The organism is Geodermatophilus sp. URMC 61, assembly GCF_052931555.1.
In genome coordinates this window covers 3,357,747-3,378,312 of record NZ_JBRFHZ010000002.1, presented here as the reverse complement: position 1 = coordinate 3,378,312, position 20,566 = coordinate 3,357,747, and the positions used below count along the sequence as shown (strand labels likewise).

Genomic DNA, 20,566 nt, shown 5'->3' with positions numbered 1-20,566 from the left:
AGTTTGCCGGGCGTGAAGAACTTCGACGTCGCCGCTGTCGTCTCCGGTGGGGCCTCGGGCCTCGGCGAGGCCACCGTCCGAGCCCTGGTCGCGCGGGGCGCGGCCGTCACCGTCCTCGACCTGCAGGAGGAGAAGGGGGAGAAGCTCGCCGCCGAGCTGGGCGGGCACACCACCTTCGTGCGCACCGACGTGACCGACGCCGACTCGGTGCAGGCCGCGATCGCCGACGCCACCGGCAAGGACCGGCCGCTGCGCATCGCGGTCAACTGCGCCGGCATCGGCTGGGCCCAGCGCACGGTCGGCAAGGGCAACGTCCCGCACGACCTCGACCCGTTCGTCCGCACCGTCATGGTCAACCTGGTCGGCTCGTTCAACGTGCTGCGGCTGGCCGCCGCCGCGATGGCCGCCACCGAGCCGGAGGAGGACGGCGAGCGCGGCGTCGTCGTCAACACCGCCTCGATCGCCGCCTACGACGGGCAGATCGGGCAGGTGGCCTACTCGGCGTCCAAGGGCGGCATCGTCGGCATGACCCTGCCGGCGGCGCGCGACCTGTCCAGCGTGGGCGTCCGGGTCTGCACCATCGCCCCCGGGCTCGTGGACACGCCGCTGCTGGGCAGCCTGCCGGAGGAGGCACGGCAGGCGCTGGCGGCGGGCATACCCTTCCCCAAGCGCCTCGGTCGTCCGGAGGACTTCGCCCAGTTGGCCCTCGACATCGTCGAGCACGGCTACCTCAACGGCGAGGTGATCCGGATGGACGGCGCGCTGCGGATGGCACCTCGCTGATGACGCGCTGCTGACGGATCGTCCCTCTTCCCCGGGGAGCACCACCTGAGCACCACCACGCTGGACGCCCCGGCGTTCGTCGACGTCTGGCGGCCGGACTGGCCGCTCGACGTCCGGCGCACCCTCTTCCCGCACCAGCGCAGTGCCGGCGACCCGGCGCTGCGCCACGTCGACGACGGGTGCTGGCGCGCGGTGAGCACGCCCGACGGCCCAGCGACGGTGCACCTGACCGTCCGCGGCGGCGAGGTGCGGGTGACGGCGTGGGGGCCCGGCGCCGAGCGGGCCGGGGCAGCGGTGCCCGCGTGGCTGGGCGCCGAGGACCGGCCCGAGGAGTTCGAGCCCGGCGGACACCCCCTGCTCACCCGCGTGCACCGCGCCTCCCCGTGGCTGCGGTTGGGCCGCACCGGGCGCACCTGGGACGCCCTGGTGCCCGCCGTCCTCGAGCAGAAGGTGACCGTCATCGAGGCGCACCGCGTGTGGCGCGCGCTGCTGCGGCTGGCCGGCGAGCCGGCCCCGGGCCCGGCCCCCGAGGGGATGCGCGTGCCGCCCACCCCGCAGCGGGTGCTGGCGGTGACCGACTGGGAGTGGCACCGCTGCGGCCTGGACGGCGCCCGTCGCCGGGCGCTGCGAGCCGTGGCGAGCGTCGCCGCCCGGCTGGAGCCGGAGGAGGCCGTGGACTGCCCCGACCTGCAGCGCAGGCTGAAGACGGTGTCGGGCATCGGGGTCTGGACGGCGGCCGAGGTGGTGCAGCGGGTCTTCGGCTGCCCGGACACGGTCAGCTACGGCGACTACCACCTGAAGAACCTGGTGGGCTGGTCGCTGGCCGGCCGCAGGACCGACGACGACGGGATGATGGAGCTGCTCGAGCCCTGGCGCGGGCAGCGGCAGCGCGTCGTCCGGCTGCTGGGCATCGGCGGCAGCCGCCCGCCCAGGCGGGGTCCGCGCAACGCCCCGACCAACTACCGCCGGATCTGAACGGCGACGATCAGCTCAGCTCGTCCTCGTGGGTCCTGGCTCACCACCGGACGCGAGCCGGGACCGGGAACGATCACCTCACCTGGTCGTCGGGTCGGGGCCCACCACCGGGTCGTCGAGCAGGCGGAGCAGGTAGTCGCCGTAACCGCTCCTGCCCAGCGGCTCGGCGGCGCGGCGCAGGCCGTCGTCGTCCAGCCAGCCCTGCCGCCAGGCGACCTCCTCGATGCACCCGATCTTGAGCCCCTGCCGCTCCTCGACCACTGACACGAACTCGGTGGCCTGGCGCAGCGAGGCGAAGGTCCCGGTGTCCAGCCACGCCGTGCCGCGGTCCAGGACGGTCACGGTGAGCCGGCCCTGGCGCAGGTAGTGCTCGTTGACCGCGGTGATCTCCAGCTCGCCGCGGGCGCTGGGCCGGATGCTGCGCGCCACGTCGACCACCGACGACTCGTAGAAGTAGAGCCCGGGCACGGCGTAGGAGCTCTTCGGCTTCGCCGGCTTCTCCTCGATGGAGAGCACGCGGCGGTCGACGTCGAACTCGACGACGCCGTAGTCCTGCGGGTTGGCCACGTGGTAGGCGAAGACGTGGCCGCCGTCGGGGTCGGGCAGCCGGCCCAGCGCCGTGCCCAGGCCCGCGCCGTAGAAGATGTTGTCGCCGAGCACCAGCGCGACCGACGAGTCGCCGATGAACTCCGCGGCGATCAGGAAGGCCTGCGCCAGCCCCTCGGGCCGCGGCTGGACGGCGTACTCGATGCGCATGCCCAGCCGGCTGCCGTCGCCCAGCAGCGCGCGGAACGCCGCCTGGTCGCCGGGCGTGGTGATCACCGAGACCTCGCGGACGCCGGCCATCATCAGCGTCGAGAGCGGGTAGTAGATCATCGGCTTGTCGTAGACCGGCATCAGCTGCTTGCTGACCGCCTGCGTGATCGGGAACAGCCGGGTGCCCGTGCCCCCGGCCAGGATGATCCCGCGCATGACCGGCGACGCTACCGGCGCGCTGCGGCTCAGGACGCGGGGGACCCGAGCCACAACCTCCCGACGAGCGAGCTGCCACCCGGGGTGCCCACCGGTTCCCAGCGGGTGGTCCAGCCCTCCGCGTGCAGCTGGACGATCACCGCGCCGATCAGCGCCCCGAGGTTGAGCGCCGCCGTCGTGGTGGCCCGCTCCGGGAGGTGCACGTCGACCACCCCGTCGTCCTCGCCGCCGTAGCGGAGCACGACCGGGAACTCCGGCAGCGCCGTCGTCGCCACCCGGAACGCCGCGGCGACGGCGTCGAGCTCGCCGGGGCGGGGGACCAGGTCCGTGCTGGGCGCGCGGGTCGCCACCAGGTCGCGGCTGCCGTAGGGGAACAGGTCGCCGGGACCCAGGCGGACCAGCGGCCGGGTGCCGGCGTCGTCCTCCGGCGGGTCGAACGGCAGGCCGCGGACGACGGCCACCGGGATGCCGGCCAGCTTGCCCTTCACCAGGTCCGCCGCGGCCGCCAGCTCGTCGACCAGCGCCACCTGGGTGGTCTCCAGCCGGTTGCCGTGGGCGTCGACCGCGCCGCGGAGGTCGACCAGCGCGGGGATCCCCGCCGAGCCGACGGCGACGTCGGTCAGCCCGTCCCGCCAGGTCCGGCCGAAGGTGTCACTGACGATGACGGCGACCTGGACGCCGAGCAGCTCGTGCAGCCGGTCGCGCAGCGCCCGGGCCGAGGCGTCGGCGTCCTCCGGCAGCAGCACGAGTGCGCCGCCGGACACGTTGGAGGCGTCGATCCCGGCGGCGGCGACCACCCAGCCCTGCGGCGTCTCGACGATCTTCAGCGGGCCGCGTCGGGCGACCACGCGCACCGTCTGGTCGTCGATGGCCCGCTGCCGGACGGCCTCGCGGTCCTCTCCGGGAGCGACGGGCACCAGCCGGTCCTCGACCTTCGACACCACCTTCGAGGTCACGACGACGACGTCGCCGTCGGCCAGCCAGGGGGCGGCACCCGCCACCGCCGCGGCGAGGTCGTCGCCCGGGGAGAACTCCGGCAGCCCGGTCACCGGGAGGACCGAGATCCCGGTCGGCACCCCCTCAGACACCGGCGGCTCCGAGCGCGGCCCGCGCCATCGCCGCGGTCGCCTCGGGGGAGGACATGAGCAGCGGGACGGCGCGGACGTCGACGCCCGGGACCTCGGCGCGGTCGCCGGTGTGCACCAGCCAGGCGTCGAGCAGCCCGCCGGCGGACCGGGCGCCGTAGTGCCGCCCCACCCCCTCCGCGCTGACCTCCACGCCGAGGACGGGCAGGCAGCGGTCGGCCATCCCACGCACGACGCTGCCGCCGACGATCGGCGAGACCCCGACGACCCGGCCCGGCGTGGCCAGCAGCGCCTGCCGCAGCCCCGGGACGCCCAGGACGGTGCCGATCGACACCACCGGGTTCGAGGGCGCCAGCAGCACGGCGTCGGCGGCGGCGAACGCCTCGGCCACGCCCGGCGCCGGCTTCGCCGCGTCCACCCCCACCTGCACGAAGGCGCGGGGTTCTGGCTCGGCGCGGTGCCGCACCCACCACTCCTGGAAGTGCAGCGCCTGCTGCCGCCCGGTCTCCGGGTCGGCGACCACGACGTGGGTCTCCACCCGCTGGTCGCTCATCGGCAGCAGCTCGACGCCGGGCTGCCAGCGGTCGGCCAGCGCCGCGGTCACCCGGGACAGGGGGTACCCGGCGTCCAGCATCCGGGTGCGGACCAGGTGGGTGGCCAGGTCGCGGTCGCCCAGGCCGAACCACGTCGGCTCGGCCCCGTAGGCGGCCAGCTCCTCCTTCACCGTCCAGCTCTCGCCGGCCCGGCCCCACCCGCGTTCGGGGTCGATGCCGCCGCCGAGGGTGTACATGACGGTGTCGAGGTCGGGGCAGATCCGCAGCCCGTGCATCGTCACGTCGTCCCCGGTGTTGACGACCGCGGTGAGCCGCGCGTCGGGCACGGCCGAGCGGAGACCGGCCAGGAACCGGGCGCCGCCGACCCCTCCGGCGAGGACGACGATCTGCACGAAAGTCATCGTGCCCGATGGGCACTTGTCCACTGTTCGCCGGGCGTGTCGAAGTGTGCAGCGAGAAGTGACGAACACCCTGTGACCGGAGTTGCTGGTGAGACTCATTGCTTACACCGGGCGGAGTTGACGGCCCCACAACGACACGCGTGTAATTCCCGCGGTGTCATCGAGTGCCGAGCGGCCCGGGAACGTCCCGTGGAACGCACATCGGGACGACAGCGAGAGGGGACGCATCGTCATGGCAGAGGTCTCGTGGTTGAGCGACTACGTGAACGCCTCCGAGCGCGACCGCAGTGCCACGGGGCAGGGCCAGGGCTTCGCCGGCCTGTGGAGCATGGGCCTGGATGCCGACCTGCAGTCCTGGCAGGAGCGCGCGCTGTGCGCCGAGACCGACCCCGAGGCGTTCTTCCCCGAGAAGGGCGGCTCCACCCGCGAGGCCAAGAAGATCTGCACCGGCTGCGAGGTCAAGGCCGAGTGCCTGGAGTACGCGCTGGCCAACGACGAGCGCTTCGGCATCTGGGGCGGGCTCTCCGAGCGTGAGCGCCGCCGCCTGCGCCGCCGCGCCGTCTGAGCGAGGACCCCTCTGCCCCCCACTGCTCGCAAGCTCGCAGAGGGGCCACCCACCGCACACAGCGCCGTGTGACACCAGCTCCGAGCTGTCCCCACAGCCGCCGACGGATCCCGTCGGCGGCTGTGGTGTCGTTCGGGGCATGACGACGCGCGTGGTGACCGGGCGGGCCGGCGTGGTGCGGGAGCTCCGCGCGGCCGGGCCGCTGCTCGCGGCGCTGCGTGCGCCGGTGACCGCCCGGGCTCCCTGGCTGACCGCCGCGCTCGCCCTGGACGACGCCCGCCTCGCCGGCCCGCGACCGGTCGCCGTCGTGGTCGACCCGCCCGGCGGCGCGGGCGCCCCACGGGCGTTGGCGACCCTGGTCCTGCGCGGCGGCCCGCGGCTCGCGGCCACGCTGCTGGGGGACGGGCTGCCGGTGCCCGCCGGTGCGGCCCCGGCCCGCCTCCCGGCCCGGGACGACGATGCCGCCGAGCAGCTGGCCTCCGGCGTGCTGGGCCTGCTGGACCGGGTGCGCCGCCCCTGGACCCTGCGGCTCACCGGCCTCCCGCTGGGCGACCCCACCCTGCGCGCGATCGGCCGGCGGCGGCCCGAGGCGGCGTTCGCCAACGCGCGCAGCGCCCGCCTGGTCGACGACCTCGACGACGCCGGCGGGGTGCACCGCACCCGGGACCCCGCCGAGCTGGACCGCCGGCTGCCCCCGTTGCTCGCCCACGAGCCCGACCGTCGCACCCGCACCGCCCTGCGCGTCACCGCCCGGCTGCACGCCGCGATCGGTCAGGTCGAGCTGGCCACGACGGTCGACGGCGACCGGGGCCTGCTGAGCCTCGTCGACGGCGCCGACCGGCGGCCGTGGTGGGGCACCCCCCATGCGGGCTGGCGCACCGAGATGGGCGCGCCCCTGGTCTCGCTGACGCTGTCCGGCGGCGGCCCGGCGGCGCTGCTCAGCCCGCGTAGCGGACGACGTTGAGCTGCGGCTCGTCCACGCTTCCGGCGCGGTCGGTGTCGAGGAAGACGGTGCCCTCGGCGGCAGCGGTGCCGTCGCGCACCGGCCCGGCGGGGGAGACGGTGACCGCCAGGTCGTACACCCGGCCCGTGTAGGCCGGCGCGGTGCCGATCGGCCGGGTGTAGGTGGGGAAGCGCCCGGTCAGCCGCAGGTCCTCGCCGTCCCGGGTCACGGTCAGCGCGGGCGAGGGCAGGTCGGCGTACTCGGTGCGCGACCGCACGCACCCCGCGGCCGCGGGGTCCTCGGGCGCCTCGGTGGCCAGGCAGTTCCAGGTCGGCAGCCGCACGTGCGCGAGCGCCGTCCCGCCGTCCCCGGCCGCGGTGACGCTCACCATCGGGTAGGCCACCGTCGTCCCCACCGCCTGCTGCTCGACGACGAGGCCACCGAAGGCCAGTCGGGCCATGACGCCGTCCTCGCCCAGCGGCACCGAGCGGGTGGCCAGCACCCCCGCGCCGCCCTCGCCCGGCAGCGGGTCCGCCGGCACGGCCGGCAGCGACGGCGGCGCCGGAGGAGGGGTCGGAGTGTCATGCGGGGACGGCGCCACCGGGCCGGGCGCGGGGGTGGCGGTCGGGTCGCCGCCGTCGCGGGTGGCCCCGGCGACGCCGGCCAGCGCCGCGACCAGCACCAGCGCCGCGGCGGCCATCCCGGCCACGGCGCGGCCGCTGCCCTCCGGGCGCCCGGGGCCCGGGTCGTCGTCCGCAGGGGGCGCGGCGACCGGCGCGGGCGGCGGGGCGGGCGTGCCGGGCGGGGCGTCGAGGAAGCCGGGGAGGTCGTCGTCCGGCCAGCGCGGCGGCGCCGGACGGGCGGGGCGCGGGGGCGCCGGGTCGGCAGGGGGAGCCGGGGGTCGCGGACGGTTCGGCGCGACCGCGGCCAGACCGGCGAGCGCGAGCAGCGCCAGGACCAGCACGACCCACGGGACGGCGACCGGCGCGGAGGAGTCCATCGCGACAGAGCATCGCAGGCGGCCCGGCCCCCTCCCGGGCACCGCCCCGAGCGTGGTGACGTACTGGAACGGCCACCCTCCAGGGTCCCGCGCCGAGCACCCGAGGCGTGGGAGGGCGGGTGGCCCGTCAACCGGTGGGGTCGATCTCCTCGGGATCGCGCCCCAGCAGCACGGCGACCTGGTCGACGACGACGTCGCGCACCAGGTCGGCGAGGTCGTCGCGGTCGTGCGCCCGCAGCTCCAGCGGCCGCCGGTAGACGACGATCCGCGGTGGCACCTCCCGGGCGCCGTCCCGGTGCGCGGGCAGGACACGGGCCAGCGGGACGCTGCCGTCGTCGAGCACGTCGGCGTCGAGCACCACCTCGTCGGGGTCGGTGTGCTCCACCCAGGGCACGTCCTCGACGGCGAACTCGACCCCGGCCAGTTCCTTCTCCCACCGGCGCTCGAGGTCCTCGACCGCGTCGAGGACGAGGTCGTCGAACTGCTCGGCGCGGCTGCGGGCCAGGGGGACGCCGTCGGGCACCAGGCGCCCGCGCAGCCCGCGGCCGTGGCGGTCGCGGCGGGATCGGGCGGATCGGCTCATGACGGGTGCGAGCGTACGGCTCCGGCCCCGACCCGACGTCCCGAACGGGGGAGGGGCTGCCGTCGGCGGTGGCCGGGCCGAACGGGCGCCGGTGCCCACGGGGACATCGTGGAGGGTGGGACTGCTGCTCATCCGGGGTGACGGAAGACGGTGCGCCTGATGCCAACCAGCCGGGTACGCGGCTACTGTGCGGTGCGTGAGGAACCGGTGGTGAGGCAGTCACGTCGCTGCTCGCGCAGCGGCTGCGCGCAACCGGCGGCAGCGACCTTGACCTACGTGTACGCGGAGTCGACCGCTGTCGTCGGCCCGTTGGCGACGTTCTCGGAGCCGCACAGCTACGACCTCTGCGAGTTCCACGCCGAGCGGCTGACCGTGCCGCGCGGCTGGGAGGTCGTCCGCCACGAGATCGACGTCGAGGACTCCGGCCCGACCGGGGACGACCTGCTGGCCCTGGCCGACGCCGTCCGCGAGGCCGCCCGGCCCGAGCCGCCGCGCAACCCCGCCGACGACGGCAGCGGCACCCGCCGCGGCCACCTGCGGGTCCTGCCCGACATCACCTGATCCGGTCGCCCGGCTCCCCGTTAGGGTCGGTCGGCGCCGCTGACCGGGGAGTCCGCGGCCGGTTTCCGGCGAGGGTGAGCAGGGTGAGTGGTCTCTCTTCCATCATCAAGGCCTACGACGTGCGCGGCGTCGTCCCCGACGAGTGGGACGAGGGTGTCGCCCGCCGGATCGGCGCGGCCTTCGCCGAGCTCGTCTGGCAGGAGAGCGGGTCCACCGCGATCGTGACCGCGCACGACATGCGCGACTCCTCGGTGCCCCTCTCGCGGGCCTTCGCCGAGGGCGTGCTCTCCCGCGGCGTCGACGTGGTCGAGGCCGGCCTCGGCTCCACCGACCTGCTCTACTTCGCCTCCGGCTCGCTCGGCGTCCCCGGCGCGATGTTCACCGCCAGCCACAACCCCGCGCAGTACAACGGCATCAAGCTCTGCCGCGCCGGCGCGAGCCCGGTCGGGCAGGAGTCGGGCCTGGCGACCCTCCGCGAGTGGGCCGAGCGCGACTCCTACGACCGGGTCCCCGAGCGGACGGCGTCGATCGACCAGCGCGACCTGCTGGCCGAGTACGCCGCGCACCTGCGCTCGCTGGTCGACCTCTCCACCATCCGGCCGCTGCGGGTCGTCGTCGACGCCGGCAACGGCATGGGCGGGCACACCGTCCCCGTCGTCCTCGCCGACCTCCCGCTGGAGGTCCTGCCGCTGTACTTCGAGCTCGACGGCTCCTTCCCCAACCACGAGGCCAACCCGCTGGACCCGGCCAACCTGGTCGACCTGCAGGCGGAGGTCCGCCGCACCGGCGCCGACCTCGGGCTGGCCTTCGACGGCGACGCCGACCGGGTCTTCGTCGTCGACGAGCGCGGCGAGCCGGTCAGCCCGTCGGCGATCACCGCGCTGGTCGCCGTCCGCGAGCTGGCCAAGGGCCGGGGGACGACGGTCATCCACAACCTGATCACCTCGCGGGCGGTCCCGGAGATCGTCCGCGAGCACGGCGGTGAGCCGGTGCGCACCCGCGTCGGGCACTCCTTCATCAAGGCCGAGATGGCCCGCACCGACGCCGTCTTCGGGGGAGAGCACTCCGCGCACTACTACTTCCGCGACTTCTGGCGGGCCGACACGGGCATGCTCGCCGCCATGCACGTGCTCGCCGCGCTGGGGGAGCAGAGCCGGCCGCTGTCGGAGCTGACCGCCGGCTACTCCCGCTACGTCGCCTCGGGCGAGATCAACTCCACCGTGGCCGACGCCGCGGGCCGGACGAAGGCGGTGCGGGAGGCGTTCGAGGACCAGGACGGCGTCACCGTCGACGAGCTCGACGGGCTCACCGTGGACCTGCCCGACGGCTCGTGGTTCAACCTGCGGGCCAGCAACACCGAGCCGCTGCTGCGGCTCAACGTCGAGGCGCCCGACGAGGCGCGGATGACCGAACTGCGGGATCGAGTGCTGGAGATGGTGCGCGCATGACCACGGGTTCGTCACCCCACCCCACCGACCCCCAGCCGGGTCCCCTGGGGCTGGACCCCACACTGCTGGAGATCCTCGCCTGCCCCGACACCCACCACAGCCCGCTGACGGTGGACGAAGCGGCCGGCGAGCTGGTCTGCCCGACCTGCGACCGGGCCTTCCCGGTCCGCGACGGCATCCCGGTGCTGTTGCTCGACGAGGCCCGGCGGCGCTCGTGAGCGAGCTCGCGAGCTCACGCAGGGGCGCAGCACGTCGCGGCACGAGTCCGACGAGCGCCAGCGAGGAGGACTCGTGACGTCGCCGGAGCTGGCCGAGGAGGTCCTCGACGACCTCGACGTGCTGCGCGCGCGGGACCCACGCGGCCTGCTGCCCGCGGTGGCCGGGGCCGGCGCGCAGGTCCGCGAGACCGCCCGGCTGACCGAGGAGGCCGGCCTGGAACGGGTCACCGCCGGCGGCCGCCCGCGCGGGCTGGTCATCGTGGCCCGCCGCGAGGGGGCCGTGGCCGCGCAGGTGCTGCGGGCCCTCCTCGGGCCGGCCAGCCCGGTCACCGTGGACGTCGTCCCCGGGCCCGATCTGCCGGTGTGGACCGGCCCCAGCGACATCGCCGTCGTCGCGACCCGCACCGGCGCCGGCCGCTACGCCGTCACCCCGGCCTACGAGGCGGCCCGCCGCGGCGTGACGCTGCTGGGCATCGGCGCCGAGGACGCCCCGCTGCGCGCGGCCTGCTCCACGGCCCGCGCGCCCTACGTGCCGCTGCCGCGGTCCCGGGTGCGGCACACCACGCTGTGGTCGCTGCTCACCCCGATGCTGCAGCTGGCCGTCGGGCTGGACCTGGTGTCCGAGGGCGCGGCCGACCTGGAGGCGATCGCGGGGGCCCTCGACGAGGTCGCCACGGAGTGCGGTCCGGCCCGGGAGTCCTTCGTCAACCCGGCCAAGACACTCGCCCTCGAGCTGCTCGACGCACTCCCGGTGATCGCCGCCGAGGGGCCGCTGGCCGGCACCGCCGCGACCCGGATCGCCGACCAGCTGGCGACGCTGGCCGGGCTGCCGGTGACCACCTTCCGGATGCCCGACCAGCGGGTCGCCGCCTGCGCGGTGCTGCGCGGTCCGCTGGCACCCGCGGACGGCGAGGACGACTTCTTCCGCGACCGCGCCGAGGACACCGGCCGGCGGCTGCGGCTGCTCACCGTCCGCGACGCCGACGCCGGCGAGCACGACGACGCGGGGGAGCGCGAACCCCGCTCGGCCCGGGAGGCGCTGGGGGAGGCGCTGCGCAGCGCTGCCGCGGCCAACGTCCCGGTGAGCGGGCTGGCCGAGCACGGGGAGCCGGAGCGGTACGGCCGACTGCCCCGCCTGGCCCGTCAGCTGGCGGTCGCCGACTTCTCGGCCGTCTACCTGGCCCTGGCCCTGGACACCGAGCGGTCCGGCCCCGCATGAGCACCGGCACCTCCCCGGCCGTCACCGACCCGCCGTCCCCGGCGGGCTCCGGCGCGGCCACCGCCGCCCGGGACTGACCCCCGGCGTGGGCGTGGGCCGCACCCGGCTCTCGCCGGCCCGCCGGGCGGCCGACCGGGTCCGGCTGGCCGACGAGGTCGTCGACGTGCTCGTGGTCGGCGGCGGCCTCCTCGGCGCCTGGGTCGCCCTCGACGCGGCCGGCAGGGGGCTCGCGGTCGGCCTGGTGGAGGCCCGCGACTGGGCCGCCGGCGCCTCCGGCCGGCCCGCCGTGCTGCTCTCCGGCTCCGGGACGCCGGCGCGGACGGCGGTGCGTGAGCGCGCCCGGCTGCTGCGGACGGCGGCACCGCACCTGGTCCGGCCCGTGCCACTGCTGCTGCCGGCGCCCACGCCGCTGCTGTCCGACCTCCTGGCCCCGGGCCTGCCGCGCTCCCGGCCGCTGTCGCGGCGGGCCGCGCTCACCGCCGTCCCGGGGCTGCGTCTCCTCGAGGGACCCGGCGCGCTGCGCCGCTGGGACGCGCAGGTGGACGGCGCCCGGCTCACCCTCGCCGTCGTCCGGACCGCGGCCGGCTACGGCGCCCGCGTCCTCTCCCGCGCCTCGGGAACGGGGCTGCTGCGGGCCGGGGACGCCGTCGTCGGCGTGCAGGTCACCGACCGCACCGACGCGTCGGCCTTCCCGGTGCGTGCGCGCAGCGTCGTGCTCGCCACCGGGGTGGACGGCGGCGGGTTGACCGACGGCGTCCCCGCCGACCCGCTCGTGCAGGTGGTGCTGCCGCGGACGGCGCTCGACGGCGGGGGTGACGGCCTGGTGCTCCCGGTCGCGGGCGGTGTGCTGACCGTCGTGCCGGCAGGGGAGCAGTGGGTCGTCTCGCACCCCGGTCCGGACGTGCCGGCCGTGCTGGGCGCGCTGGACCGCGCGTTCGCCCGCCCGGTGCCCGCGGCCGCCGTCGTCGCCGTCCGGGTCGACCGGCTGCCGCGCGGGGACGGCGTGGCGACCCCTGCGCCGGGCCTGACGGTGGTCGCCGGTGGGCTGCCGACGGCCCGGGTCACCGCCGCGGCCGCCGTCGACGCCGCGACGGCGGGCCTGCCCGGTGTGCCGCCGTCGCGCACCGCGCACCTGCCGCTGGTGGGCGCGCACCGCTGGGACGACGTCCGCGACCGTGCGGCGGAGTTCGCCGCGGACGCCGGCCTGTCCCCGGACGCCGTCGACCGGCTGCTGCGCCGGCACGGCGACCGGGTCACCGACGTGCTCGACCTGGTCCGCGCCGACCCGCGGTTGCGCCGCCCGCTGCCCGGGGCGCCGGGGTACCTGGCCGCCGAGGTCGTGCACGCGGTCACCGCCGAGGGGGCGCTGTCCCTCGAGGACGTCCTCGCCCGGCGGACCCCCTCGTCCGGCGCGGATCCCGCGGCGGTGGCCGCGCTCGTGGCCGGGCCGCTCGGCTGGGACGCCGCCCGCACCGCCCGGGAGGTCGCCTCCGCGCGCTGACCCGAACGGGCGAAAGGCAGCGCAGGTGTGAACCGCACCATGCCCGCGACCGGGGATCGGCCAGTAGCCTCCACGGCGATGTTGTCCCTCACCAGTGCCGTCCGCTTCTACCCGTGGGGGAGCCGGACGGTCATCCCCGAGCTGCTCGGGCAGCCCAGCCCGGCCGCGCAGCCGCACGCGGAGCTGTGGATGGGCGCGCACCCCGACGAGCCCAGCCTGCTGGCCGACGGCCGTCCGCTGGACCGGGCGATCGCCGAGGAGCCCGAGCGGCTGCTCGGTGCCCCGGTCGTAGCGCGCTTCGGTCCGCGGCTGCCGTTCCTCATGAAGGTGCTCGCCGCCGACCGGCCGTTGTCGCTGCAGGCGCACCCCACGATGGAGCAGGCGGCGGCCGGCTACGCCGCCGAGGAGGCCGCGGGCATCCCCAGGGACGACCCGACGCGGACGTTCAAGGACCCGTGGCACAAGCCCGAGCTGCTGCTCGCGCTGACCACCTTCGAGGCCCTCTGCGGCTTCCGGCCGGTCGAGGAGTCGTTGCACTGCCTGGCCAAGCTGCAGCTGCCCGAGCTCAAGCCCACGATCGCGGCGCTGGCCCGCGGCGGCCTGCGGGCGGCCATCCCGCAGCTGCTGGCCCTCTCCGACCAGCGCCGCTCCTCCCTGGTGGAGGCGGTCGCCCGCAAGGCGGCCTCCTTCGTGGCCGCGCACGACCCGGAGTTCATCAACACCTACCGCTGGGCGGCGACGCTCGCGGAGTCCTACCCGGGCGACCCCGGCGTCGTCATCTCGCTGATGTGCAACCACCTCAAGCTGGCGCCCGGTGAGGCGGTGTTCCTGCCCGCCGGCAACCTGCACGCCTACCTCAGCGGCGCCGGGGTCGAGGTCATGGCCAGCTCGGACAACGTGCTGCGCGGTGGGCTGACCAGCAAGCACGTCGACCTCGCGGCGCTCATCGAGGTGCTCGACTTCACCGACGGCCGCGTCCCGGTCATCCACCCGGTGCTCGGGCCGGGCGGGCTGCGCTACCCCGTGCCGATCGAGGACTTCGACCTCACCCGGGTGCAGCTCGACGACCGCACCGGGACGCTGACCACCACCGGCCCGCAGGTGCTGCTGTGCACCGAGGGCCGCGCCGTGCTGGGGGCCGCGGACGGCGAGCTGGTGCTGGAGAAGGGGCAGTCGGCCTTCGTCCCGGCGGGGGAGCCGGTCACCGCCCGCGGGCCCGCGCTGCTCTACCGGAGCACCACGAACCTCTGCTGACCGCGGGTCAGGTGCGCGCCCCGCGACGGGTCGCGAGCCACGCGGCGAGCGTCGCCACGCCGGCCGAGACCAGCTCGGCGACGGTGAACATCACGCGGGACACGACGGCCAGCGCCAGCGCCTGCCCGTAGGGCAGCACCGTGGCCAGCGCCCCGACGATGACGAGCTCCCGGGCTCCGATGCCCGACGGCAGCACGAAGGCCACCACGCCGGCGGTCATCGCCACCCCCATGGCGCCGATGCACAGGACGAGGGCCAGCGCCCGGTTCGTCGGCCACGGGTCCTCCAGCGTGTCGACGAGAGCGAACAGGTGGACGCCGTACAGCAGGTAGACCAGCAGGCTCAGGCCGCTCGCCCGGGCGAGCGCCCCGCCGGCGAGCCGCTGCGGCAGGGGATCCTGGCGGAGCAGCCCCAGCAGCCTGTCGACGACGGCCGTCAGCGCCCTGGGGTGCAGCAGCGCGAGCCCGACCGGCAGCAGGGCGAACAGCCACAGCAGGGCGGGCCGGCTGCCGGCCAGCGCCGGGACCGCGAGCAGGCCGGCGACGAGCGAGGTGACGACGGCGATCCCCGCGGTGAGCAGCGAGGCGGTCAGACCGCGGACCCGGGAGACCCCGGCCGCCCGGGCCAGCTCCATCTGGAGCACGAACGCGACGACCGATCCGGGCACGTACTTGCCCAGCTGGCCGACGAGGTAGATCCGGGCCGCGTCCGGCACCCCGACCCGGGCGCCCATCGCGGCCAGGGCGGCACGCCAGACGAGCGGACCGAGCAGCACACCGGCCGAGACCGCCACCAGCGCGAGCACCAGATGCGGCCACGCCAGGTGGCGCAGCGTCGCCGACACCTCGTCCCACTCGCGGACCACCTCGTGCACGGCGACGCCGATGACGGCAGCGACCACCGCCCGACGACCCCAGGTCAGCAGGACGCCTCTGACGTCCCTGACGCGGGGATCGGCGGCTGCAGGAGTCCCGGACGGGTCCGGCGTCGGCGTGGGGGTGTCGACGTCCTCGGTCACGAGCCGGGGCCCCCGTTCCCTGCCCGGTGCGGCACCGTGCGGCTCGGGGCCCGGTCCAGATCGGTCGTCGTCCGGACGGAACCCGCGGGCACCACGTCCCCCCGTGGCCGTCCGTCGACGCCTGCCTCCCGGGGGACCGGCGCGTCGTCCGTGGGCGGTGGCACCGTCGGGGGCCGTCTCCGCCGCCGGGCGACGAGCCAGACGGCCGACTGGCCGAGGCTGAGCAGTGCCGCGACGGCGACGGCGGCGATCCCCGCCGACAGGCCGGGAGTGCGGTAGGCGATCGCCACGACGTGCCGACCGGCCGGGACGTCGACGGAGAGCAACCCGGCGGGACCGTCCCGCACCTCGACCGGCTCGCCGTCGAGCGTGGCGGTGTGGCCCGGCCAGGTCAGCCGGGCGAAGACGAGCGTACCGGCGTCGGCCGCCTGCACCTGCACCTCCTCGCTGACGCCCGTGCCGGCGTCGGACAGGACGTCCACACCGGGTGACGCCCAGGTCAGGCGTCCCTCGTGTCCGACGGGCCGGTCCCGGACCCACACGGTGCGCACTCGGTCACGGGCGCCCACGGACCAGCCGGGCGGGGGCGGCTGGCGGGCCGGGCCGGTGAACAGCTCGTTGTCGAGCACGAGGGTCTCCACGCCGAGCAGGTCGACCAGCGGCACGCCGGTGTCGCCGACCGGCCGCCAGGCGCGGTCGAGCGCCTCCGGGCACACCTGACCGCGGTAGCCCATGCACAGGGCGTCGGCGAACTCCGCGAACCCCATGCCGCTGTACCGCACGATCGTCTCGTGCCCGGACATGAGGTTCTCGTTGCCGAACAGGAGGTGCCCGGTGTACCGGCGCGGTGCGGTCCCGAGCGAGTCCGGGAGGGCCAGCTGCAGCACCGTGCCCCGGTAGGCGGCGGAGGCCTCCTGCACCTGGGCGATGGAGTGGGGCAGCTGCGCCCGGTCGGAACCGTCGCTCGCGTACAGCGGCAGCTGGGAGGACTGGTAGGTGACGACGAGGACCGTGCCGGCCACCAGGACCGTCGCCCAGGGGAGGCGCCCCCAGCGGTGGAACGCGGCGAGGGACAGGAGGACGAGGGCGAGCACGCCCACCGTGGCGAGGACGTGCATCGTCCACTGCTTGGGGTGTACGGCGAAGGACAGGTAGCCCCCGGCCACCACGACGGCGACCGTCGCCGCCGTCCGTCGGCGCACGTGGTCGGTGGCCAGGCCGCGGGACAGGAGCAGCGCGAGCAGTACGGCGAGGGACAGGTAGAGGTACTCGATCAGCCGGATCGGCCAGCGGAAGAGCCAGAGGTTGGACGGCCCGACGGTCAGGAGGGCGAAGACGACGGCGATGACGGCCACGCTGGCCAGCGGGCGGTCCGGTCGCCGCAGGCCACGCCAGCGCACCCACGGCAGCAGGGGCAGGGCGAACCAGATGGAGTAGGTCGACGGCACCCGCTCGAGGAGCGCCCCGCCCCAGTTGAGGATCGCGGGCAGGTACGTGGGTGCGCTGGAGGCCAGGAGGTCGCCCAGCTGCGGCACCAGGAACGTGTCGTTCGCCAGCATCGCTGTCTGCTCCCGGTCGGTCACCGGCAGTGTCTCCAGGAGCGGCAGGAAGACCAGCGCCGCGGTCCCCCCGACGCACGCACCGGTGACGACGAGGCCGCCCAGTCGCCCCCAGTCGCGCCGCATCAGCAGCTCGACGGCGATGCCGGCCAGCACGATGACCATGCCGAGCGCTGCGTACGGGTTGCCGGTGGTCATGGCCAGGGCACCGAAGAGGAAGGTGACCAGGGGCAGGAGCCGGCCACGGGACTGCCGGCGCGCCGCCCACCAGAACCACGTCACCCAGGTGAACGCCATGAGGCCGGCCGGCCAGCCGTTGGCCTCGTAGTAGAGGGTGAATCCGGTGGCGGGGATGCCGAAGGCGACGACGACCGCAGCGAGCCGACCTGCGCCGTACTCGCGGAACAACAGGTAGGCACCCATGCCGAGCAGGGCCAGGAACTGGATCTGCACGATGGCGGCTGCCGCGGCGAGGTCGTCGAGGTACGAGACGAGCACGTAGTCCAGCAACTGGACCGGGTTCCACAGCGCGTACGTGCTGTCGGCGGCGTAGTTGCCACCGGTCCAGCCGGCCGGTTCCATCGTCGACCACTGCCCCGCGCGCAGCAGCTGGCCGAAGTGGTGCCACAGCGGGACGAACGACTGGGGGTTGTCCCCGCCGTAGTAGAAGGCGTGCCGTTGCGCGAAGGGGATCACCAGCGTCGCCGCGACCGCGAGGCCGACGCCGAGGGTCACCACGGACTCGGGGATCCGGTGCCCGACCCGCGCCGTCGTGGAGGACCCGGTCGACGTGTCCGCAGCGGTGCTCACCCAGAGGCCTTCCTCGTCCGTGGTGCCCTGGATCCGCGGGCACCCCTGCAGCCGCTGACGTCCTCACCGCCCCGGCCCGGCAGGACGGCGACCGGTGCGCTCGCCGCTCCCCGGGCAGGAGGTTGCCGTCGGGAGCCCGACGGCGCACGGACCTCCGGTTCCGTGTGACCCCGACGTTACTCTGCAATTGCGGACGAGCACGTCCGTTTGCGGCGTCCGACGGAGCTCCACGAGACGGGGGGCAGCGGCCATGGGCGGGGGGCCAGCCACGCCGGTGGACGAGTCGCCGGTCGCCGCGCCGAGGTCCCTGAGCTACGTCGTCCCGGCGCACAACAGCGCGCCGGCCATCGAGGACACGCTCCGCGCGCTGGCGGACAGGTTGGACGGCCGGGACGCCGAGGTGATCGTCGTCGAGAACGGCTCCACCGACGGCACGGGTGCTCTGCTGGAGCGGATCCAGAGGACCTGGACCCATCCCGGGGTGTCGCTCCGGGTCCTCCGGTCGGCGAAGGGGATGGGGAACGCCTACCGCGCCGGCATCGCCGCGAGTTGCGGGGCCCGGGTCGTCCTGACCGCCGACGACCTGCCGTTCGGCTTCGACGACCTCGACGCCGCCGAGGAGGTGGACCCCGCCGTGCACCCGGTGGTCATCGGGTCCAAGGGGCACCGGGACTCCGACGTCGACCGCGGGCTGCTGCGCCGGGTCCTCAGCGCGGGGTTCCTCGTGCTGCGTCGCGCCGTCCTGGGGATGCGGACGCTGGACCCGCAGGGGACGTTCGTGCTCGCCGGCGACTGGGCGCGCGAGATCGGTCCCCGGCTCACCGAGCCGGGCTACCTGGTCACGACGGAGCTGTGCTTCCTCGCCGAGCGGTCGGGCGTGCAGCCGCTGGAGGTGCCGGTGCGGCTCTCTCCGCAGCACTGCGACCACCGCAGCCGCATCACCGTGCGCGACGTGCGGCAGATGGCGGTGGGGCTGCTGGGGATCCGGCGTCGGCACGCGTCCCCAGCGGGGAGACGGTCCGCGACGGCGCCCGCTCAGCGGTAGGGCGAGCTGGCCGACTGCCGCACGGCCAGGGCCACCTCGAGGGCCCGGCGCCCCTGGACGCCGGTCACCCGCGGGGACCGGCGGTGCGCCACGCAGTCGAGGAAGTGCTCGAGCTCCAGTGCCAGCGGCTCGCCGCGGTGCTCGAGGTAGGGGATCTCGACCAGCCCGCTCTGCCGGTACCGCACACCGGCCTCGGCGAGGAACTCGTTGTGGTCCACCCGGTGGATCGTGAGGTCCTGGCGCACCAGGTCCAGGACGACGAAGTTGGTGCGCTGGGTCAGCTCGATGCGGCGGATCTTGCTCTGCCCGACCCGGCTGGCCGTGACGGTCGCCGTCACCCCGTTGCGGAACTGGAGCAGGGCGGTCACGAGGTCGAGGGAGTCGGTCCGCTCCCGGCGGCCCATCCCCTCGACCCGCTCGACGTCGGAGCCCGCCAGGGCCAGGGCCAGTTCGAGGTCGTGGATCATGAGGTCGAGGACGACGTCGGCGGTGACCCGCGGCGAGAACGGGCCCATGCGGGTCAGCTCGAGGTGCAGCGGGTCCTGCACGATCCCGTCCAGCTGGAGCACCGCGGGGTTGAAGCGCTCGACGTGACCCACCATCAGGACCCGGTGGTTCACGCGCGCCGCCTCGATGAGGGCGTCGGCGTCCTCGACCGTCGTGGCGACGGGCTTCTCGACCAGCAGGTCCACCCCGGCCTCGAGCAGCGGGACGCCGATCTCGGCGTGCCGCTCGCTGGGCACGGCGACGACCGCGGCCTCGGCGGACCCGGCGACCGCTCCGGGGTCGGCGCAGTACCGCGCTCCCACGGACTCCGCCAGCGCCCGGCCGCGCGGGCCGTCCGGGTCGACGACCAGCGTGAGCTCGGCCTCCGGCAGCCGGCGCAGGACCCGGGCGTGGTTGGCCCCCATGATCCCCGCACCGACGACGGCCACCCGGGTCACCGGAGCACCTCGGTGACGGCCTCGACGATCCGGTCGAGGTCTGCCGGGCTCAGGTTCGGGTGGACCGGGAGGGACACGACCTCGGTGGCCACCTGCGCCGCGAACGGTGTCTCGTCGACGACGACCTGCGGGTGGTCCCGGTAGCAGGGGTGGTCGTGCACCAACCGGGGGTAGTAGACGCCGGCCCTGATCCCGCGGTCGGCGAGAGCGGCCACGAGGCCGTCCCGGTCCACCGCCGCGTCGGCGGTGACCCGCACCGTGTACTGGTGGAACACGTGCTCACGTCCGGGGGGCACGGCGGGTAGGCGCAGACCGGGTACGGAGCGCAGGCCCTCGGTGAGATGGGCCGCGTTGGCGCGGCGGGCGTCGTTGATGGCCGGGAGCCGGCCGAGCTGGGGGAGGGCGATCGCCGCCTGCAGGTCGGTGAGCCGGTAGTTGTGGCCCGGCAGCTCGTACCGGTACGGCGCCCGCATGCCGTGGTTGCGGAGCAGGCGCAGGCGGTCGGCGACGTCGGCGTCCCGGGTCGTCACCATCCCGCCCTCACCGCACATGACGTTCTTCGTGGCGTAGAAGGAGAAGCACCCGATGCCGAAGGAGCCGACGGCGCGCCCGTCGACCCGCGCACCGTGCGCCTGGGCGGCGTCCTCCACGATCGCCAGGCCACGCTCCCGGGCGAGCTCCTCGAAGCGGGGCATGTCCGCCGGCAGCCCGTAGAGGTGCACCGGCAGGAGCACCCGGGTCCGCTCGCGGACCAGCGCCCGAGCGCTCGCGACGTCGAGGCAGGAGTCGTCCGCGACGTCGGCGAAGCGCGCCGTGGCCCCTGTCTCGAGGATGGCGTTCAGCGTCGCGACGAAGGTGAACGGGGAGGTGACCACCTCGTCACCCGGGCCGACCCCCAGCGCCTGGAGCGCCGCGACCAGCGCCGTCGTGCCGCTGTTGACGGCCACGGCGTGCGCGACGTCGTGCGCGGCGGCGAACCGTCGCTCGAACTCCTCCACTTTCGGCCCCTGGGCCAGCCGACCCGAGCGCAGGACCTCGAGGACCAGATGCTCCTCCTCGGGGCCGATGGCGACGGCGGAGATCGGGATCGGCGTGGTCACCGGGACCTCCTCGCCGGCGCTCGTCGGG

Annotated in this window: 20 protein-coding genes; 11 read left to right on the top strand and 9 right to left on the bottom strand. The window is 75.5% G+C overall.

The window, feature by feature from the left end; all coding sequences use genetic code 11:
* Positions 1-12: 12 nt before the first annotated feature.
* The gene (locus tag ACU610_RS15705) at positions 13-783 is read left to right on the top strand and encodes an SDR family NAD(P)-dependent oxidoreductase (RefSeq protein ID WP_446768638.1); all 771 of its coding nucleotides are present in this window, start codon (positions 13-15) and stop codon (positions 781-783) included.
* Between the two features lie 192 nt (positions 784-975).
* The gene (locus ACU610_RS15700; RefSeq protein ID WP_446768637.1) at positions 976-1,758 is read left to right on the top strand and encodes a DNA-3-methyladenine glycosylase family protein; all 783 of its coding nucleotides are present in this window, start codon (positions 976-978) and stop codon (positions 1,756-1,758) included.
* A gap of 78 nt (positions 1,759-1,836) precedes the next feature.
* Here ACU610_RS15700 and rfbA read toward each other — a convergent pair whose 3' ends face one another.
* The 3 genes from rfbA to cofD are packed head-to-tail and all read right to left on the bottom strand — an operon-like array spanning position 1,837 to position 4,770.
* Positions 1,837-2,730, bottom strand: coding sequence for a glucose-1-phosphate thymidylyltransferase RfbA (gene rfbA / locus ACU610_RS15695; protein ID WP_446768636.1), 894 nt, complete (start codon positions 2,728-2,730; stop codon positions 1,837-1,839).
* A 29-nt stretch (positions 2,731-2,759) separates the two neighbouring features.
* A complete protein-coding gene (locus ACU610_RS15690; RefSeq protein ID WP_446768635.1) occupies positions 2,760-3,818 on the bottom strand; it encodes a coenzyme F420-0:L-glutamate ligase in 1,059 nt (352 codons plus the stop codon).
* Positions 3,811-4,770, bottom strand: coding sequence for a 2-phospho-L-lactate transferase (cofD, locus tag ACU610_RS15685; RefSeq protein ID WP_446768634.1), 960 nt, complete (start codon positions 4,768-4,770; stop codon positions 3,811-3,813). Before cofD ends, ACU610_RS15690 begins: the two co-directional genes overlap by 8 nt.
* Positions 4,771-5,098: 328 nt before the next feature.
* Here cofD and ACU610_RS15680 point away from each other — a divergent pair, with 328 nt between their 5' ends.
* Together ACU610_RS15680 and ACU610_RS15675 are read left to right on the top strand one after the other, a co-directional pair.
* Complete coding sequence (locus tag ACU610_RS15680; RefSeq protein WP_446770728.1) at positions 5,099-5,335, top strand: WhiB family transcriptional regulator; 237 nt, start codon at positions 5,099-5,101, stop codon at positions 5,333-5,335.
* Between the two features lie 139 nt (positions 5,336-5,474).
* Positions 5,475-6,299: a hypothetical protein gene (locus ACU610_RS15675; protein WP_446768633.1), complete on the top strand. Its 825-nt coding sequence runs from the start codon at positions 5,475-5,477 to the stop codon at positions 6,297-6,299.
* Here the strand turns inward: ACU610_RS15675 and ACU610_RS15670 are convergent.
* Both ACU610_RS15670 and ACU610_RS15665 read right to left on the bottom strand, forming a co-directional pair.
* Positions 6,274-7,278: a hypothetical protein gene (locus ACU610_RS15670; RefSeq protein WP_446768632.1), complete on the bottom strand. Its 1,005-nt coding sequence runs from the start codon at positions 7,276-7,278 to the stop codon at positions 6,274-6,276. The genes ACU610_RS15675 and ACU610_RS15670 overlap by 26 nt on opposite strands.
* A gap of 127 nt (positions 7,279-7,405) precedes the next feature.
* Entirely contained in the window at positions 7,406-7,861 is a 456-nt protein-coding gene (locus ACU610_RS15665) for a metallopeptidase family protein (protein ID WP_446768631.1), read from the bottom strand.
* A 159-nt stretch (positions 7,862-8,020) separates the two neighbouring features.
* Between ACU610_RS15665 and ACU610_RS15660 the strand changes: the two genes are divergently transcribed.
* The 6 genes from ACU610_RS15660 to manA all read left to right on the top strand — a co-directional run bounded on the left by ACU610_RS15660 (position 8,021) and on the right by manA (position 14,062).
* Positions 8,021-8,422 (top strand): DUF3499 domain-containing protein, encoded by a 402-nt coding sequence (locus tag ACU610_RS15660; RefSeq protein ID WP_446768630.1) that lies wholly within the window; start codon positions 8,021-8,023, stop codon positions 8,420-8,422.
* An 83-nt stretch (positions 8,423-8,505) separates the two neighbouring features.
* Positions 8,506-9,870 (top strand): phosphomannomutase/phosphoglucomutase, encoded by a 1,365-nt coding sequence (locus tag ACU610_RS15655; protein WP_446768629.1) that lies wholly within the window; start codon positions 8,506-8,508, stop codon positions 9,868-9,870.
* Complete coding sequence (locus ACU610_RS15650; RefSeq protein WP_446768628.1) at positions 9,867-10,088, top strand: Trm112 family protein; 222 nt, start codon at positions 9,867-9,869, stop codon at positions 10,086-10,088. Before ACU610_RS15655 ends, ACU610_RS15650 begins: the two co-directional genes overlap by 4 nt.
* 73 nt (positions 10,089-10,161) lie before the next feature.
* Positions 10,162-11,307: an SIS domain-containing protein gene (locus ACU610_RS15645; protein WP_446768627.1), complete on the top strand. Its 1,146-nt coding sequence runs from the start codon at positions 10,162-10,164 to the stop codon at positions 11,305-11,307.
* An 85-nt stretch (positions 11,308-11,392) separates the two neighbouring features.
* Positions 11,393-12,808: an FAD-dependent oxidoreductase gene (locus tag ACU610_RS15640; RefSeq protein ID WP_446768626.1), complete on the top strand. Its 1,416-nt coding sequence runs from the start codon at positions 11,393-11,395 to the stop codon at positions 12,806-12,808.
* 78 nt (positions 12,809-12,886) lie between these two features.
* Complete coding sequence (gene manA, locus ACU610_RS15635; RefSeq protein WP_446768625.1) at positions 12,887-14,062, top strand: mannose-6-phosphate isomerase, class I; 1,176 nt, start codon at positions 12,887-12,889, stop codon at positions 14,060-14,062.
* Between the two features lie 7 nt (positions 14,063-14,069).
* Here the strand turns inward: manA and ACU610_RS15630 are convergent, their stop codons facing one another.
* A complete protein-coding gene (locus tag ACU610_RS15630) occupies positions 14,070-14,963 on the bottom strand; it encodes a lysylphosphatidylglycerol synthase domain-containing protein (protein WP_446768624.1) in 894 nt (297 codons plus the stop codon).
* Positions 14,964-15,076: 113 nt separating this feature from the next.
* Positions 15,077-17,449, bottom strand: a complete 2,373-nt coding sequence (locus ACU610_RS15625) for a hypothetical protein (RefSeq protein ID WP_446768623.1) — start codon at positions 17,447-17,449, stop codon at positions 15,077-15,079.
* 250 nt (positions 17,450-17,699) lie between these two features.
* On the opposite strand from ACU610_RS15625, the gene ACU610_RS15620 reads away from it, so the two are divergent.
* Entirely contained in the window at positions 17,700-18,494 is a 795-nt protein-coding gene (locus ACU610_RS15620) for a glycosyltransferase (protein ID WP_446768622.1), read from the top strand.
* Here the strand turns inward: ACU610_RS15620 and ACU610_RS15615 are convergent.
* Both ACU610_RS15615 and ACU610_RS15610 read right to left on the bottom strand, forming a co-directional pair.
* Complete coding sequence (locus ACU610_RS15615) at positions 18,485-19,438, bottom strand: Gfo/Idh/MocA family oxidoreductase (RefSeq protein WP_446768621.1); 954 nt, start codon at positions 19,436-19,438, stop codon at positions 18,485-18,487. The two genes, ACU610_RS15620 and ACU610_RS15615, sit on opposite strands and share 10 nt — an antisense overlap.
* Positions 19,435-20,538, bottom strand: coding sequence for a DegT/DnrJ/EryC1/StrS family aminotransferase (locus tag ACU610_RS15610; protein WP_446768620.1), 1,104 nt, complete (start codon positions 20,536-20,538; stop codon positions 19,435-19,437). The genes ACU610_RS15615 and ACU610_RS15610 overlap by 4 nt, the downstream gene beginning before the upstream one ends.
* Between the last annotated feature and the right edge of the window lie 28 nt (positions 20,539-20,566).

Coding starts and splice junctions, on each gene's coding strand:
- ACU610_RS15675 (WP_446768633.1), top strand. CDS start 5,475: ATGACGACGCGCGTGGTGACCGGGCGGGCCGGCGTGGTGCGGGAGCTC.
- ACU610_RS15680 (WP_446770728.1), top strand. CDS start 5,099: ATGGGCCTGGATGCCGACCTGCAGTCCTGGCAGGAGCGCGCGCTGTGC.
- ACU610_RS15660 (WP_446768630.1), top strand. CDS start 8,021: ATGCCAACCAGCCGGGTACGCGGCTACTGTGCGGTGCGTGAGGAACCG.
- ACU610_RS15665 (WP_446768631.1), bottom strand. CDS start 7,861: ATGAGCCGATCCGCCCGATCCCGCCGCGACCGCCACGGCCGCGGGCTG.
- cofD (WP_446768634.1), bottom strand. CDS start 4,770: ATGACTTTCGTGCAGATCGTCGTCCTCGCCGGAGGGGTCGGCGGCGCC.
- ACU610_RS15620 (WP_446768622.1), top strand. CDS start 17,700: ATGGGCGGGGGGCCAGCCACGCCGGTGGACGAGTCGCCGGTCGCCGCG.
- rfbA (WP_446768636.1), bottom strand. CDS start 2,730: ATGCGCGGGATCATCCTGGCCGGGGGCACGGGCACCCGGCTGTTCCCG.
- ACU610_RS15670 (WP_446768632.1), bottom strand. CDS start 7,278: ATGGACTCCTCCGCGCCGGTCGCCGTCCCGTGGGTCGTGCTGGTCCTG.
- manA (WP_446768625.1), top strand. CDS start 12,887: ATGTTGTCCCTCACCAGTGCCGTCCGCTTCTACCCGTGGGGGAGCCGG.
- ACU610_RS15650 (WP_446768628.1), top strand. CDS start 9,867: ATGACCACGGGTTCGTCACCCCACCCCACCGACCCCCAGCCGGGTCCC.